Source organism: Pseudomonas sp. E141 (assembly GCF_052659885.1).
Genome location: NZ_CP084024.1, coordinates 4401563 through 4417826, shown reverse-complemented (window position 1 = coordinate 4417826; position 16264 = coordinate 4401563). Strand labels below are relative to the sequence as shown.

At 60.1% G+C, this 16264-nt stretch carries 15 protein-coding genes; 4 read left to right on the top strand and 11 right to left on the bottom strand.

Translation table 11 applies throughout. The features are described 5' to 3' along the window. Positions 1–72: 72 nt before the first annotated feature. The gene (locus GKKCFE_RS19820) at positions 73–951 is read left to right on the top strand and encodes an MBL fold metallo-hydrolase (RefSeq protein ID WP_445577003.1); all 879 of its coding nucleotides are present in this window, start codon (positions 73–75) and stop codon (positions 949–951) included. 197 nt (positions 952–1148) lie between these two features. Next, positions 1149–1763, top strand: coding sequence for an NAD(P)-dependent oxidoreductase (locus tag GKKCFE_RS19815; protein ID WP_047227040.1), 615 nt, complete (start codon positions 1149–1151; stop codon positions 1761–1763). Between the two features lie 31 nt (positions 1764–1794). Here the strand turns inward: GKKCFE_RS19815 and GKKCFE_RS19810 are convergent, their stop codons facing one another. From GKKCFE_RS19810 to GKKCFE_RS19760, 11 genes are all read right to left on the bottom strand, one after another. Continuing rightward, positions 1795–2124, bottom strand: coding sequence for a GlpM family protein (locus GKKCFE_RS19810; RefSeq protein WP_173407518.1), 330 nt, complete (start codon positions 2122–2124; stop codon positions 1795–1797). 26 nt (positions 2125–2150) lie between these two features. Beyond that, positions 2151–3431: a sigma-54-dependent transcriptional regulator gene (locus GKKCFE_RS19805; RefSeq protein WP_230682613.1), complete on the bottom strand. Its 1281-nt coding sequence runs from the start codon at positions 3429–3431 to the stop codon at positions 2151–2153. A 44-nt stretch (positions 3432–3475) separates the two neighbouring features. Beyond that, positions 3476–5377, bottom strand: a complete 1902-nt coding sequence (locus GKKCFE_RS19800; RefSeq protein WP_047227037.1) for a sensor histidine kinase — start codon at positions 5375–5377, stop codon at positions 3476–3478. A 160-nt stretch (positions 5378–5537) separates the two neighbouring features. Next, positions 5538–6272, bottom strand: a complete 735-nt coding sequence (locus tag GKKCFE_RS19795; protein ID WP_047227036.1) for an amino acid ABC transporter ATP-binding protein — start codon at positions 6270–6272, stop codon at positions 5538–5540. Beyond that, positions 6269–6940: an amino acid ABC transporter permease gene (locus tag GKKCFE_RS19790; RefSeq protein ID WP_047227035.1), complete on the bottom strand. Its 672-nt coding sequence runs from the start codon at positions 6938–6940 to the stop codon at positions 6269–6271. Before GKKCFE_RS19790 ends, GKKCFE_RS19795 begins: the two co-directional genes overlap by 4 nt. After that, the gene (locus GKKCFE_RS19785) at positions 6940–7686 is read right to left on the bottom strand and encodes an amino acid ABC transporter permease (RefSeq protein WP_047227034.1); all 747 of its coding nucleotides are present in this window, start codon (positions 7684–7686) and stop codon (positions 6940–6942) included. The genes GKKCFE_RS19790 and GKKCFE_RS19785 overlap by 1 nt, the downstream gene beginning before the upstream one ends. Before the next feature lie 193 nt (positions 7687–7879). Beyond that, positions 7880–8794, bottom strand: coding sequence for a glutamate/aspartate ABC transporter substrate-binding protein (locus GKKCFE_RS19780; protein WP_047227033.1), 915 nt, complete (start codon positions 8792–8794; stop codon positions 7880–7882). Positions 8795–9242: 448 nt separating this feature from the next. Next, positions 9243–10781, bottom strand: coding sequence for a glycerol-3-phosphate dehydrogenase (gene glpD, locus GKKCFE_RS19775; RefSeq protein ID WP_445577002.1), 1539 nt, complete (start codon positions 10779–10781; stop codon positions 9243–9245). Positions 10782–11110: 329 nt separating this feature from the next. Further along, positions 11111–11866, bottom strand: a complete 756-nt coding sequence (locus GKKCFE_RS19770; RefSeq protein ID WP_047227030.1) for a DeoR/GlpR family transcriptional regulator — start codon at positions 11864–11866, stop codon at positions 11111–11113. Between the two features lie 96 nt (positions 11867–11962). Beyond that, a complete protein-coding gene (gene glpK, locus GKKCFE_RS19765) occupies positions 11963–13468 on the bottom strand; it encodes a glycerol kinase GlpK (RefSeq protein WP_047227029.1) in 1506 nt (501 codons plus the stop codon). Between the two features lie 75 nt (positions 13469–13543). After that, positions 13544–14395 (bottom strand): MIP/aquaporin family protein, encoded by an 852-nt coding sequence (locus tag GKKCFE_RS19760; protein ID WP_047227028.1) that lies wholly within the window; start codon positions 14393–14395, stop codon positions 13544–13546. Between the two features lie 320 nt (positions 14396–14715). Between GKKCFE_RS19760 and ybaK the strand changes: the two genes are divergently transcribed. After that, positions 14716–15186: a Cys-tRNA(Pro) deacylase gene (gene ybaK, locus GKKCFE_RS19755; protein ID WP_076383708.1), complete on the top strand. Its 471-nt coding sequence runs from the start codon at positions 14716–14718 to the stop codon at positions 15184–15186. A 171-nt stretch (positions 15187–15357) separates the two neighbouring features. Then, on the top strand, positions 15358–16167 hold the full coding sequence (locus tag GKKCFE_RS19750; protein WP_047227026.1) for a PhzF family phenazine biosynthesis protein: 810 nt from the start codon (positions 15358–15360) through the stop codon (positions 16165–16167). Positions 16168–16264 lie beyond the last annotated feature (97 nt).

Genomic DNA, 16264 nt, shown 5'->3' with positions numbered 1-16264 from the left:
CATTTTTTGAAACGAGTCAGGTCCCTAAGCTGCGCTCATTCCCAATCGGGCTTATGCACAACGGAGCACAACATGACCGGATCCACCTTATTCAAGCGTCTGCTGCTGACCAGCGCTTCGATGATTTTTGCGGCCAATACCTGGGCAGCCGATCTTGCCCTGGAGGTCTACAACCCTGGCGCGGCGGCCGTTTTCCCGGTGACCTCGGTATTGGTCAATGGGGAAAAAGAAGTGGTGTTGGTGGACGCCCAGTTCGGCAAGTCCCAGGCCGAACAGGTGGTGCAGAAAATCCGCGCCAGCGGCAAGCAATTGACCACGATCTACATCAGCCACGGTGATCCCGACTACTATTTTGGTCTGGAGACCCTGACCGCCGCGTTCCCGGATGCCAAGGTGCTGGCCTCTGCGCCGACCGTCGAACACATCAAGCACACCATGGACGGCAAGTTGAAATATTGGGGGCCGATCCTCAAGGGCGATGCGCCGAGCAAAGCGATCGTACCCCTGGTACTCAAGGGCGACAGCCTGACCCTGGAGGGCAAGCGCTTGCAGATCATCGGTCTTGATGGCCCGCAACCGGACCGCAGCTTCGTGTGGATCCCGTCGATCAAGGCGGTGGTCGGCGGCGTCGTGGTGGCCGAGAACATTCACGTCTGGATGGCCGACACGCAGACGCCGCAGTCCCACAAGGATTGGCTGGCGACGCTGGAGGGCATTGAAAAACTGCAACCGAACACTGTGATTCCCGGCCATTACCTGGGTGATAGTGCCCGGTCCCTGGCTCCGGTGAAATTTACCGCCGAGTACATCAAGGCCTTCGACGAAGAAACCGCCAAAGCCAAGGACTCCGCCGCCCTGATCGCCGCCATGAAGCAGCGCTACCCCGATCTGGGGGAAGACAGCTCCCTGGAGCTCAGTGCCAAGGTGGCCAAGGGTGAGATGAAGTGGTGAATACCGATCTTTGATCAGAGCACCGTTGTGGCGAGGGGATTTATCCCCGCTGGGTTGCGCAGCAACCCCAAAACAGGCGAAGCGCTCCGTCTGATAAACCTCAATGTCAGCTATAGGGCTGCTACGCAGCCCAGCGGGGATAAATCCCCTCGCCACAAGAGCCTGTATTTCAACATCGCTAACCAATGGAGAACATCATGAGCAAAATCGCAATCATCGGCGCCACCGGTCGGGCTGGCAGCCAGTTGTTGGAAGAAGCCCTGCGTCGTGGCCACAGCGTGACGGCCATTGCCCGTAACACGGCCAAGATCGGTAAGAGGGCCGGTGTGGTCAGCCAGCAGTTGGATGTATTGGACAGCGAGGCCTTAATCGCAGCGGTAGCCGGTCATGATGTGGTGATCTGCGCCGCCCATTTCGCCACCGTGCCGGCCGACAAAGTCATCGCCCCAATCAAGGCTGCCGGGGTCAAGCGCTTGCTGGTGGTGGGCGGGGCCGGTTCGTTGCTGCTGCCGGACAATAGCCGTGTGATCGACAGCGAAGGCTTCCCTGAAGAATACCTCGCCGAAGCCAGCGCCGGAGCATTGTTCCTGGACGTGCTGCTCAAGGAACAGGACCTGGACTGGACCTTCCTCTCGCCCTCGGCGGAGTTCGTCGAGACCGAGCGCACCGGTCAGTTCCGTATCGGCAAGGATCACCTGCTGTTCGACGCCGCCGGGCGCAGCTGGATCAGCTTTGCCGATTACGCCATTGCAATGATCGATGAAGTGGAGACGCCGCAGTTTTCGCGGCAGCGCTTTACCGTCGGTTATTGAGCCACTGGTTAGGACAGGCGCTCCTACGGGGTCAGCTGTGGAGTCTCATCCACACGCTGACCAGCACCGTCGCCGCCATCAGCCACGCCACCGCCGCCACGGCCAGCGAAGCCTCCAGGCGCATCCGGTCGACCATCACATACAGCGTCGCCAGGTAGACGAAGTAGGGGATGATCGACCACATGCCAAACACGATGGTGGTTTTCAGATCGTCCACCGAGCGGCCCTTGCCAACAATGTAGTGGGCGATCAGGGCGAAGGTGGGAAACAGTGGCACCAGCCCGGCGATGTAATAGTTCTTGGTCTTGGCGAGCATCGCCAGGATGACCACCACGGCGGCACCGAGCGCTGCTTTGAAAATCAGGTCCACAGGTTTACTGCCCCAGGTTAATGGCTCAGGCCATATTTTTTGACTTTGTCGAACAGCGTGGTCTTGGCCATGCCCAGTTCGAGACTGGCCTGGGTCAGATTGCCACCGCTGCGTTGCAGGGCGTCCACCAGCAGGTTGCGTTCGAAGGCTTCCACCGCTTCGGCGAAGGCCAGGCCCTGGCTGGCGCCGCTGGCCCCCGACTTCTTGAAGGCCGGCAGGCCGAGTGCATAGCGCTCGGCGACGTTGCGCAGTTCCCGCACGTTGCCCGGCCAGTCGTGGCTCATCAGGTTGGACAGCGTCTGGTTGTCCAGCTCCGGGACCGTGCGGTCGAAACGCAGGGATGACTGCTGCAGGAAATGCTCGAACAGTTGCAGAATGTCTTCGCGGCGCTCGCGCAGGGGCGGCAGTTCCAGGGTCACCACGTTGAGGCGGTAATACAAGTCGCTGCGAAACTGCCCGGCCCGGCCCAGTTCATCCAGGTCGGACTTGGTGGCGGCGATGACCCGGCAATCCACGGCCACACTCTGGTTCGAACCCAGCCGCTCGAGGGTGCGTTCCTGCAACACCCGCAGCAACTTGATCTGCAAGGGCAGGGGCATGCTTTCCACTTCATCGAGAAACAGCGTGCCGCCGTCGGCGTGCTCGATCTTGCCGATCCGTCGTTTGCCGGCGCCGGTAAAGGCGTTGGCCTCGTGGCCGAAAATCTCGCTTTCGAACAGGTTCTCCGGCAGGCCGCCGCAGTTGAGCGCGACGAATTGTTTGCTGTGACGTCGGCTGAAGTCGTGCAGGCAGCGCGCGACCAGTTCCTTGCCGGTGCCGGTTTCACCTTCGATCAGCACGTTGGCCGAGGTGTCGGCTACGTTGGCGATCAGTTCTCGCAGGTGCTGCATGGCCGGTGAACGGCCGATGATCCGGCCTTCCAGGGAGTCGCGTTCGGCCAGTTGCCGGCGCAGCGATGAAACCTCCCGGGCCAGGCTGCGTTGCTCCAGGGCGCGGCGGGCGACGTCCACCAGGCGTTCGGGGGAGAAGGGTTTCTCCATGAAGTCATAGGCGCCTTTTTGCATGGCGCCGACGGCCATGGAGATGTCACCGTGGCCGGTGATCAGCACCACCGGCAGGCTGCGGTCCCGGGCCTTGAGGCGGGTCAGCAGCTCCAGGCCATCGATGCCCGGCAGGCGAATGTCGCTGATGACGATGCCGGCAAAGTCATCGCCGACCCGCTCCAGGGCCTCTTCGGCGCTGCCCACGCCGATGCAGGGAATGTCTTCCAGGGACAGGGCCTGCTGGCAACCCAGCAGGACATGGGGGTCGTCTTCGACGATCAGTACGCTCAGGTCGTTATTCATGGCTGCTCGGCAGGTAAAGGGCTTACCAACGGTAAACTGAGGGCAAACGTGGTTCCACCTTCGGCCGGGTGTTCGACCTCTAGATGCCCGCCCGCGGCGGCGGCCAGGCTCGCCGAAAGGGTCAGGCCCAGGCCCAGGCCCTGTTCGCCAGGTTTGGTGGTGAAGAAGGGTTCGAACAAATGTTTGCGCGCCTCGGGATCGATGCCATGGCCGTTGTCCCGCACCCGCAGGCGATATTTGCCATCCGAGGCAGTGCCTTCAAGCCACAGCCGCGGCTCGGGCTGGCTCTGCATGGCGTCCAGGGCGTTGCCGATCAGGTTCACCAGGATTTGTTCAAGACGCGTCTGGTCGATCTGTACCTGCACGTCATCGTAACCGGCATGCACCTGGATCTTCAGGCTTTCGAGGCGGCCGCCCAGCAGTTGCAGCGCGGCTTCGACCGCCTTGCCGAGGCTGGCCCGGCCCTGATCGTCCCCGCGCCGGGCGAAGGAGCGCAGGCTGGCGGTGATCCGGCCCATGCGGTCGATCAGGTCGTTGATGGTCTTGAGGTTGGCGCTGGCGATATCCAGCTGGCCCCGCTCAAGAAAGCGCACGGTGTTGCCGGACAGGGTACGCAGCGCGGCCAGCGGCTGGTTGAGTTCATGGGCGATGCTGGTGGACATCTGGCCAATGGCGGCGAGTTTGCCAGCCTGCACCAGTTCGTCCTGGGCCCGGCGCAACGTCTCTTCGGCCTGCCGCCGTTCGCGGATCTGGCCCTTGAGCCGTTCATTGCTGGCCCGCAGGTCGGTGGTGCGTTCGGTAATCCGACGTTCGAGCTGGTTGTTGGCTTCCTGCAAGGCCTCCCGGGCAGCGAGGCGAGTGGCGATGACCTTGCGCCGCTCGTTCCAGGCGATCAGCAGGAAAGCCACCAGGGCGAAGGCCACGGCCACCAGGATGCCCTGGTTGATTGCCTGGCGACGCAGGTCTTCAAGTGGCGTCAGCAGGGTGAAATTCCAGGGTGTGTCGCTCAGGGGGCGGGTCTGTGACAGATAGCTGATGGGCCGCTCGTCGGACACCAGTTCGGCATTGGCCGGGAAGGTCAGTTTTTCCATGCCTTCGGCCAGCCGTTCCCGAGCCAGGGGAACCAGCTCGTTCAGTGGGAACCAGTAATATTGCAGGCTGCGGGCCAGGCGCTCTTTGGTTTCGTCGCTCAGCGGTCGCACGGACTTGAGCCGCCGCGCCGGATCGCTGGACAAAATGATGATGCCATTCTCGTCGCTGACGAAGGCTTCCAAGCGCGCGCGCTGCCAGCGCTCTTCCATGGCTTCCAGGCGCACTTTGACCACCGCCACGCCGATGATCTTGCCCTGCTGTTCCAGGCCATGGGCCAGGTAATAACCAGGCTCGCCGCTGGTGCTGCCGATGCCATAGAAGCGCCCGGGCTGACCGCGTACGGCGTTCTGGAAATAGGCGCGAAAGGACAGGTCTTCACCTAGGTAACTGTCGACGTCGCGCCAGTTGCTGGTCGCCATGACCCGGCCTGTGGTGTCCATCACATAAATGGCCCGACTGCGGCTGCGGCGGTTCAGGCCTTCGAGGTATTCGTTGACGGTCTTGCGGTGCTCGGGCGTGGGGTCGTCGAGCAGTTGCGATACGCTGGATTCAAGCTCCAGCAGGCTGGGCAGGTAGGTGTATTTGCTGATCTCGCTCTCGACCGCGCGGGCGTGCAGCTCCAACTGGCGCTCGCCGTTCTCGCCCAGGCTGCGAATGCCGTAGTGCTCACTGATCCAGAAGCCGAGGTAACCCAGGCCGATCATCAGGGCGATGATCAGCGGCGGCAGGAACAGATGGCGAATCAGACGAGGCTTCACGGCGAGTGATGGCGGCGCGGCGCGATAGAGAGTGGGGTCGCATTTCATCACAGAAGCCTTGGGTCAACCACAACACAAATCGACAAACCAACACTGCTCCCTTGTGGGAGCGAGCTTGCTCGCGATGACTGCTGATCAGTCGACAATAAGGTGACTGGCAGTCCGCTATCGCGAGCAAGCTCGCTCCCACAGTGGGGAGCGGTGTTGTTTAGTGCTGCAGGATTTTCTCAAGGAAATGCTGCGCACGTTCGGAGCGGGCGCTGATGTCGCCGAAGAACTCTTCCTTCTCGCAGTCTTCGATGATCTGGCCCTGGTCCATGAAGATCACCCGGTTCGCCACTTTGCGGGCAAAGCCCATTTCGTGGGTCACGCACATCATGGTCATGCCTTCGTGGGCCAGTTGCACCATCACGTCGAGCACTTCGTTGACCATTTCCGGGTCAAGGGCCGAGGTCGGTTCGTCGAACAGCATCACGATCGGGTCCATCGCCAGGGCACGGGCAATCGCCACGCGCTGCTGTTGGCCGCCGGAGAGCTGGCCCGGGTGCTTGTGGGCATGGGCCGACAGACCGACCCGCTCAAGCAGTTGCAGGCCTTTCTGGGTGGCTTCTTCCTTGCTGCGGCCCAGCACCTTGATCTGGGCGATGGTCAGGTTTTCGGTGATGGTCAGGTGCGGGAACAGCTCGAAGTGCTGGAACACCATGCCAACGCGCGAGCGCAGTTTCGGCAGGTTGGTCTTCGGGTCGGCGATGGACGTACCGTCGACCACGATGTCGCCTTTCTGGAACGGCTCCAGGGCGTTCACGCATTTGATCAGCGTGGACTTGCCCGAACCCGACGGGCCGCACACCACCACAACTTCACCCTTGCTGACCTCGGTGCTGCAATTGGTCAGTACCTGGAAGTCCCCATACCACTTGTTGATGTTCTTGATAGAGATCATACGGCGAACCTTTTTTGCAGACGCTTGACCAGCAGCGAGGCGGCAAAGCTGATTGTGAAGTACACGAGACCTGCGATGATCAGGAACTCATGGGAGCGGCCGATGATGTCGCCATTGGCCCGCGAAGCATTGAGGAAATCCACCAGACCGACGGTGTAGACCAGCGAGGTGTCCTGAAACAGGATGATGCTTTGTTGCAACAACAGCGGGGTCATCTTGCGAAACGCCTGGGGCAGGATGATCAGACGCATGGTCTGGCCATAATTCATGCCCAGCGCCTGGGCGGCGCCCATCTGACCCTTGGGGATCGACTGCACGCCGGCCCGCACGATTTCGCAGAAGTAGGCCGCCTCGAACATCATGAACGCCACGACGCAGGAGCCAAACGCACCGATAGGGGTGTCTTCGCCGGTGATCCAGCGCAGTACGAACGGCACCGCCAGGTAGAACCAGGTGATGACCAGCAGCAGCGGGATCGAGCGGAAATAGTTGACGTAGGCCCCGGCAATGCTGGAGATCAGCTTGTTGTGGGACAGGCGCATCAGCGCCAGGATGGTTCCCAGGATGATCCCGCCGACGACGCCCAGGGCCATCAGCTTGAGCGTCATCACCATGCCGTTCCACAAACCGGGAATGGCCGGGATGATGCCAGTGAAGTCGAGTTCCATTATTTACCCCCCACGGAAATCAGGCCGGGCACCGCGACTTTCTTCTCGACCATGCGCATGAGCAGCATCAGGCTCATGTTCAGGGTGAAGTAGATCAGTGTCGCCAGGGTGAAGGCTTCGAACAGGTTGGCGGAGAACTCGGCGGTCTGTTTGGTCTGTGCAAGCAATTCCATCAGGCCGATCAGCGAGGCCACGGAGGAGTTCTTGAAGACGTTCAAGAATTCCGAGGTAAGCGGCGGAATGATGATCCGGTAGGCCTGGGGCAGCAGCACGTTCCAGTAGATTTGCGGCAGCTTGAAGCCCATGGCCCGGGCGGCGGATTCCTGGCCGCGCGGCAGCGCCTGAATACCAGTGCGAACCTGTTCGCAGACCCGCGCGGCGGTAAACAGGCCCAGGCACACGACGACGCTCAGGTAGGCCGAGGTTGTGGGGTTCAGGTCCTGCTTGTACCACTCCTGCAGGTCCGCAGGCAGCAAGTCGGGCACCAGGAAGTACCAGATGAATAGCTGAACCAGCAGCGGTACGTTACGAAAGAGCTCCACGTAGCCGGTGGCGATACCCGACACCAGCCGGTTCGGCACGGTGCGCATCACGCCCAGGACCGAACCCAGCAGTAGGGCGATGATCCAGGCCGCGACGGCGATGGCGATGGTCCAGCCCAGGCCGGCCACGTACCAGTCGAGATAAATCTCGCTGCCGATGCCGGTGGACTTGAAGAACACGCCCCAGTCCCAGTTGTAATTCATTAGGGTCTCCCCTCAGATCGATCGATATGCAAATACCCGCCTGGGGAAGCTCCATTCCCACCTGACCCTTGAAGGGCAGGCACACACGATCGGCTCGACAGCCACCGGTTCGAGTGTTTCCAGATATGCCAGCAGGGAGTGACCATCCCCTGAAAGCGCAAAAGCACTTCCAGGGGACAAGGTTAGTCAGGAATCAGGATTTCTTTTCGTCGGCCGCTTTGTCGGTCGGTTCGGCGATCAGTTTCTTGAGCTCTTCGCTCATCGGGAAGTTCAGGTTCAGGCCTTTTGGCGGAATTGGCTGCATGAACCATTTTTCGTAAATCTTGTTGATTTCGCCAGAAGCGTAGGTGGCCTTGATGGCGTCATCGACGGCTTTTTTGAACGGCTCGTCGCCCTTGCGCATCATGCAACCGTAGATTTCGAAGGACTGCGGGGTGCCGGTCACGGCCCAGTCGCCTGGTTTCTTGGCCTTGGCCATTTCACCGGCCAGCAAGGCGTCGTCCATCATGAAGGCAACGGCACGGCCGCCTTCGAGCATGTTGAACGATTCGCCGTGGTCCTTGGCCGAGATCACGTTCATGCCCATTTGCTTGTCGGCGTTCATGGACTTGAGGATGCGCTCGGACGTGGTGCCGGCGGTGGTCACGACGTTCTTGCCCTTGAGGTCGTCGAAGTCCTTGTACTTGGAGTCCTTCTTGGACAGCAGCTTGGTGCCGATCTCGAAGATGCCAACGGAGAAATCAACCTGCTGTTGACGCTCGACGTTGTTGGTGGTGGAGCCGCATTCCAGGTCGACGGTGCCGTTTTGCACCAGTGGGATACGGGTTTGCGAGGTCACCAGGTTGTACTTGACCTGCAGGTTCGGCACGTCCAGTTCTTTTTTCAGGGCTTCGACGACTTTCAGCTGAATGTCGTGGGAATAGCCAACCGGTTTGCCGGAGGCGTCCGCGATATAGGAAAACGGAATGGAAGCGTCGCGATGCCCGAGCGTGATGACGCCGGACTCTTTGATCTTTTTCAGCGTACCGGTCAGTTCGGCAGCGAAAACCGGGGTGCTGATCAGAGCGGCAGCAATGGCTGCGCCCAGGAGATGGGGAACGATGCGCATCGATATTTCCTCGACATTGTTTTTCTTATTCAGCCGGTTCGTCGGCCCTGAGTGCTTCGAAGTACCTGGCAGCTCCTGTTGTGTTGGCATGCAGGCATTCGTCTCGAAGGAGTGTAGAGCATGAGTCGTGCCAGACCAGTCGGCTAACATTAACTGTTTGTTTTTAAACGTAATTAATCTTTTTTCTGATTTCTTTCACAGGCTGTTTATCCGGTTGGCCGAATTGACTGGTGAGTCTTGTTCGGAAAACCGAATGCACTTCGGCCTCTCCATGTCTCTTGAGAGAGCGAGCCTGCTCGCGATAGCGGTCTGCCTGGCGAGACTTATGTTGAAGTTGATGGCCTCATCGCGAGCAGGCTCGCTCCCACAGAGGGCGGCGGTGTATGCCAGATAGCAAAAAGCCCCTGAATCGCCAGATTCAGGGGCTTTCGTATAAGCGGTTAACCGATCAGGCCGCTTCGATCTTGCGACGGTTGTGCTCCACCTTGTCCAGGTATTGCTGCAGCTTCTGCTGTTCGGCCGCGGTGGTGAACAAGCCAAGTTTGCTGCGGCGCCACAGGATGTCGTGGGCATCGATGGCCCATTCATCGCTGCACAGGTAGTCGACTTCCCGGGTGTAGAGGCCCGCGCCGATGTATTCGCCCATGTCACCGAGGTTGTGCACGCCTTCAAGCATGCGCCAGGTGCGGCTGCCATAGGTGGTGGCCCAGCGACGGGCAAGCTCGGTCGGCACCCAGTCGAATTTGTCGCGAATCGCCGAGCACAGCGCTTGCGGGGTGGTCATGTTTTCGCCGCCGGGAAGGGTGGCTACGGCAGTCCAGCTAGGGCGCATCTGGGTAAAATACGGGGCCAACTGCGCCATGGCCGATTCGGCCAGTTTGCGGTAGGTGGTCAGCTTGCCGCCGAACACCGACAGCAGCGGGGCTTCGTCAACACTGCCCGACAGCGCCAGGGTGTAGTCCCGGGTGACGGCCGACGGGTTGTCGGATTCATCGTTGCACAACGGCCGAACACCGGAATAACTGTGCAGGATATCGTCGCGGCTGATCTGCTTCTTGAAGTGCGCGTTGACCACTTTGAGCAAATAATCGGTTTCGCCCTCGGTGATCGCCACTTTGGCCGGGTCGCCGGTGTATTCGCGGTCGGTCGTGCCGATCAAGGTGAACCGGTTCAGATACGGAATGGTGAAGACGATGCGCTGGTCTTCGTTCTGAAGAATGTGCGCGTGCTCGCCTTCGTAGAGTTTCGGCACGATCAGGTGGCTGCCCTGGATCAGACGAATGCCGTAAGGCGACTCCAGCTTCAGGTCGTCGCGAATGAACTTGGCAACCCAAGGACCGGCCGCGTTGACCAGCGCCTTGGCGCGGATCGAAAACAGGCTGCCGTCGGCGCGTTCCAGATGCAAATGCCACAAACCTTTACTGCGACGGGCGTTCACGCAACGTGTGCGAGTGTGGACATGGGCGCCTTTTTCCCGGGCGGTCATGGCGTTGAGTACCACCAGGCGCGCATCGTCGACCCAGCAGTCGGAGTATTCAAAGCCTTTGGTGATCTCGCTTTTCAGCGCGCTGTCGACGCCGAATTTCAGGCTTTTGGAACCGGCAAGTTGTTCGCGCTTGCCCAGGTGATCGTAGAGGAACAGGCCGGCGCGAATCATCCAGGCGGGGCGCAAGTGCGGGCGGTGGGGCAAGACGAAGCGCATCTGCTTGACGATGTGCGGAGCCTTGGTCAACAGCACTTCGCGCTCGGCCAGCGCTTCGCGCACCAGACGGAATTCGTAATGTTCGAGGTAGCGCAGGCCGCCATGGATCAGCTTGCTGCTGGCCGAGGAGGTGTGGCTGGCCAGGTCGTCCTTTTCGCAAAGGAACACCGAGAGGCCGCGACCCGCTGCGTCTGCGGCAATCCCCACGCCGTTGATCCCGCCGCCAATGACGGCGACATCGTAAACCTCAGCGAGAGGGGGCGTAGGCAAGGTAGAAGTGGGCATCGGCTGGCCTCGGGCTCTTTTTCGAAATATTTGAATTCGAACATTAATGTTCATTTGCGAAAATACTAGCCCATAAACTCGGCAACAGCCAGCAGACTTCGATTGAAAATACTGATCAAAGGAAGCTGAAAGGAAAATTTTCGAACATGAAGCGGGTCGCTGATATGGTCGGAGATGCTTTTGTGGCGAGGGGATTTATCCCCGCAGGGCTGCGCAGCAGCCCTAAACCAGGCGACTCGGTATATGAGGCAAATTGAGATGACTGTATTGGGGCTGCTGCGCAGCCCAAGCGGGGATAAATCCCCTCGCCACAGGGTTTCGGGGGGAGCTCAGACCACTTCCAACCGAATCTTGTGCTGGCTCAGCAATTGCGCCAGGGCCGGCACGGGTTGCTGATCGGTCACCAGGCAATCGATCAGGCTGATCGGTCCCAGCCTGACCATGGCATTGCGCCCGAATTTGCTGGAGTCCGCCGCCAGCAGCACCTGCCGGGCGTTAGCGATGATCGCCTGGGAGACCCGCACTTCCTGGTAGTCAAAATCCAGCAGGCTGCCGTCTTCATCGATCCCGCTGATGCCCACCAGGGCGAAGTCGACCTTGAACTGGTTGATGAAGTCGACGCTGGCCTGGCCTACCACGCCTCCGTCGCGTCTGACATTTCCACCTGCGATCAGGACTTCGAAGTCGTCCTTGGCGCTGAGGATCGAAGCTACGTGCAGATTGTTGGTGATGACCTTCAGGTGGTTGTGATTGAGCAGCGCCCGGGCGATGGATTCGGTGGTGGTGCCGATGTTGATGAACAGCGAGGCATGGTCAGGGATCTGGGCGGCAATGGCTTCGGCGATGCGTTGCTTCTCGTCGCGCATCTGATCGGCGCGCATGGCGTAGGCGGTGTTCTCAACGCTCGAATCATAGGCCGCGCCGCCGTGGTAGCGACGCAGCAGGTTCAGTTCCGCCAATTGATTGATGTCGCGGCGGATGGTCTGCGGGGTGACAACGAATAGCTGCGCCATTTCCTCGATGCTGACGTAGCCGCGTTCGCGGACCAGTTCGAGGATTTGCTGCTGACGGGGAGGCAGATTCATGGGGCTTCCTTTGGGCTGCCATACAAAATTTGCCCATGATGCCGCAGGAATCCCCTCCCGACCAGTTTCACGACCCTCGTCGTACCCAGCTTCGGCTTATTCAGCGTCTTCGTGAGGTTCCCAGTCGCGGGTGCGGCTGACCGCTTTCTGCCAGCCGGCGTAGAGTTTTTCCTTGGCCTGCTCGTCCAGTTGCGGTTCGAATTCGCGCTCGATCACGGCCTTGCCGCGCAGTTCTTCCAGGCTGCCCCAGAAACCACACGCCAGGCCGGCCAGATAGGCGGCGCCCAAAGCCGTGGTTTCCCGCATTTTAGGACGTTCGACCCGGGTGCCGAGAATGTCCGCCTGGAACTGCATCAGGAAGTTGTTCGCTACCGCGCCGCCGTCCACGCGCAGGGCCTTGAGGCGTTCGCCCGAATCCTGTTGCATGGCGTCGAGTACGTCGCGGGTCTGGTAGGCAATCGACTCCAGCGCTGCACGAATGATGTGGTCGACCCGCACGCCGCGGGTCAGGCCGAACAGCGCGCCACGGGCATAGGGGTCCCAGTAGGGGGCGCCCAGGCCGGTGAAGGCCGGTACCAGGTACACGCCGTTGCTGTCCTTGACCTTGTTGGCGAAGTATTCGGTGTCGAGGGCGTCATTGATGATTTTCAACTCATCGCGCAGCCACTGCACGGTGGAGCCGCCGTTGAATACCGCGCCTTCCAGGGCATAGGCCACTTCGCCGCGAGGACCGCAGGCGATGGTGGTGAGCATGCCATGATTGGATTTGACGGCTTTGTCGCCGGTGTTCATCAACAGGAAGCAGCCGGTGCCATAGGTGTTTTTCGCCTGGCCTGGCTCCACGCACATCTGGCCGAACAGGGCGGCCTGCTGGTCGCCGGCGATGCCACCGATGGCGATGCCGCTCTTGGTGCGGCCATAGACTTCCGAGGACGACTTCACTTGCGGCAACATTTCGCGAGGGATGTCGAGAATCTCGAGCATCTTCGCGTCCCACTCCAGCGAGTGAATATTGAAGAGCATGGTGCGCGAGGCGTTGGTGTAATCGGTGACGTGGACTTTGCCGCCGGTAAATTTCCAGATCAGCCAACTGTCCACGGTGCCAAACAGCAGTTCGCCGTTACGTGCGCGTTCGCGGCTGCCCTCGACGTTGTCCAGGATCCACTTGAGCTTGGTGCCGGAGAAATACGGGTCGGTGACCAGGCCGGTGGTTTCGCTGATGTACGGTTCGTGGCCGTCACGCTTGAGTTGCTGGCAGATCTCGGTGCTACGTCGGCACTGCCAGACAATGGCGTTATAGATCGGCCGGCCGGTGGTCTTGTCCCAGACCACGGTGGTTTCGCGCTGGTTGGTGATGCCGATCGCGGCGACCTGGTCATGATGCAGACCAGCCTGGGCCAAGGCTTCGACCATCACCGCGCTCTGGGTGGCGAAGATTTCCATCGGGTCGTGTTCGACCCAGCCGGCCTGGGGGTAATGCTGGGCGAATTCGCGCTGGGCGGTGCAGACCACGTTGGCGTCGCGGTCGAAAATGATCGCCCGCGAGCTGGTCGTACCCTGGTCGAGGGCAATGATGTAGTTCTTGTTCTGAATGTCGGTCATGTCGATTGCCTTGGGACGTGAATAAGGGGTGAGGCCTGGCGCACGCTTGAGCGGGCAGAGTGTGCGCCGATTGTTTCAGGATGTTCTGGGTTTGCCGTCAATGGCCGGTTTTGCATCCTTTGTAACAGCCACGGCGCTGGGCAGATGGCGGGCAATCAACCCGCGATAGGCCGCAGCGCCCAGGCATGCACCCACGATCGGTGCAAAAATCGGAACCAGGAAGTACGGGATGTCGCGTCCACCCGTGAGGGAAATTTCACCCCACCCGGTGAAGAAAGTCATTAGTTTAGGGCCGAAGTCTCGCGCCGGATTCATCGCGAAGCCCGTCAGCGGTCCCATCGAGCTGCCAATTACCGCGATCAGCAGGCCGATTAGCAGTGGCGCCAGCGGGCCGCGGGGCAGGCCATTATTGTCATCGGTCAGGGACATGATCACGCCCATCAGAATGGCGGTGATGATCACCTCCACCAGAAAGGCCTGGCCAGTGGACAGCGCCGGGTGTGGATAAGTGGAAAACACCGAGGCCAGTTCAAGGCTGGCTTCTGAGCCACGAATCATTTGTCGGGACTGTTCGAAATCGAAGAATAGATTGCTGTACAGCGTGTAGACCAGCAGCGCGCCACAAAAGGCGCCGGCCACCTGGCAAATAATGTAGAAGGGCAACTTACGCTTTTCAAAGTCGGTGAAAATACACAGCGCGATGCTGACGGCGGGGTTCAGGTGTGCGCCGGAAACGCCGGCGCTGAGGTAGATCGCCATGCTGACACCGACACCCCAGATGATACTGATTTCCCACAGACCGAAACTCGCACCCGCGACCTTGAGCGCTGCAACGCAGCCAGTGCCGAAGAAAATCAGCAGGGCAGTCCCCAGGAATTCGGCCAGGCATTGGCTGGAAAGGGGTGGCTGTTGTAAAGCAATTGTCATTCAAACCTCGGTTTTTGTTGTTGTCTGGCGCGTCCGGTAAAGTCCGATCGCGCGTTCAGCGCCGAGGCAGGATCCTCATCCTGAACTCGGGGTGTTGGTTGAGACCTGCATTTCTGTTTTCAGTTTCGAAAAAATATAGACAAGAAACGCTGGTGTCAAAGGTCGAAAGTGAACCATTGGTCACATTTAAACTATTCGTGGTGTGAATGACTGTTTCGCTCACGCTAAGTCACTGGGGTTGGCAGCCCAGTTCCAGCGCCTTTTGGCCGACGATGACTTAGAATCCGGCCACGCTTATTCGAATTTCCTCAGGAGCGATCATGACCCCGGCATTGGATCTGCTTAAAAAGGTGCGCGCCGAGCATCGCATTCACAGTTATGAACACGATCCCAAGGCAGCCTCCTATGGTTTGGAAGCGGCAGAAAAGCTTGGACTGGATCCGGCGCAGGTCTTCAAGACGTTGTTGGCGGCCAGCGAAAAACACGAGTTGTTGGTGGCGGTGGTGCCCGTGGTCGGCAGCCTGGATTTGAAAGCCCTGGCCCATGCCGCCGGCGTAAAGAAAGTCGAGATGGCCGACCCCGCGGCCGCCCAGCGTTCGACCGGTTATCTGCTCGGTGGTATCAGTCCATTGGGGCAGAAAAAACGTCTTCGCACCTTTATCGACAGTTCTGCCCAGCCGTTCGCCAGCATCTTTGTCAGTGCCGGAAGGCGCGGGCTGGAGGTAGAGCTGGCGCCTGCGGTACTGGCCGAGCATACCGGGGCGGCGTTTGCGGATATCGGGCGTGCTTGAAACCGGCGCAGGGCGTGAGCAAGTACCTTTGTCATCATGGTGTCGGGCTTAGGCTTGGGTGGCTGCCGGGGCCTTCGTCCTGGGCTGTAGGGTGAAAATTCGTCGGATCTGTCACTGGAAAAGCAGTAGCTGGGCACTCATGCTCATGCATCAATAACAAGGAGAAGTGCCATGCAGCTTGCGTTTCATCAAGTCGATGCGTTCAGTGATCGGCCGTTTGGCGGCAATCCGGCGATGGTCTATCGGCTCGACGCCTGGCTGGCCGATGACTTGATGCAAAGGATCGCCGCCGAACATAACCTGGCTGAAACGGCCTTTCTGGTGCGTGAAGGCCAGCATTGGCATATCCGCTGGTTCACGCCCACCACCGAGGTACCGTTGTGCGGGCATGCCACCTTGGCCAGCGCCCATGTGCTGTTCGAGGTCTATCACGAAACCGTCGAGCGACTGGACTTCATCTGTCGATCCGGGGCGTTGAGCGTCACTCGCGAAGGTGATCGGCTATGGCTGGATTTTCCAGCCATCGTCCCCAGCGAGTTGGGTGCATCCCTGGTGGTCCAGGCTGCCCTGGGCGTGGAAGCGGTGGACGTGTTGAGCTCCAACGAACTGTTTGTCGTGCTGGAGTCGGAGCAGGCGGTGCTCGATTGCAAGCCGGACATGGCGGCCCTGGCGAAGCTGCCGTGGCCGGGCGCAATCGTGACTGCGCCGGGAAGCCGGCATGATTTTGTCTCGCGCTATTTCGCCCCGGCGATTGGCATCAATGAAGATCCGGTCACGGGCTCGACCCATTGCAGCCTGATTCCTTACTGGTCTCGGCGCTTGGGCAAACTGGGGCTTACGGCTTATCAGTGCTCGGCCAGGGGCGGCGAACTGTTCTGCCGACTTGAGGGGGAGCGGGTGAAGATTGGCGGGAATGCGACGTTGGTGGCCAGTGGGACGTTGATGTTGGGGGGAGCCGGTAACCTCATCTCAAATCTCTGAGGTCAAAATGTGGGAGCGAGCCTGCTCGCGATAGCGTTGGTTCAGCTTGCATCGATGCTGAATATGCCTACGCCATCGCGAGCAGGCTCGCTCCCAC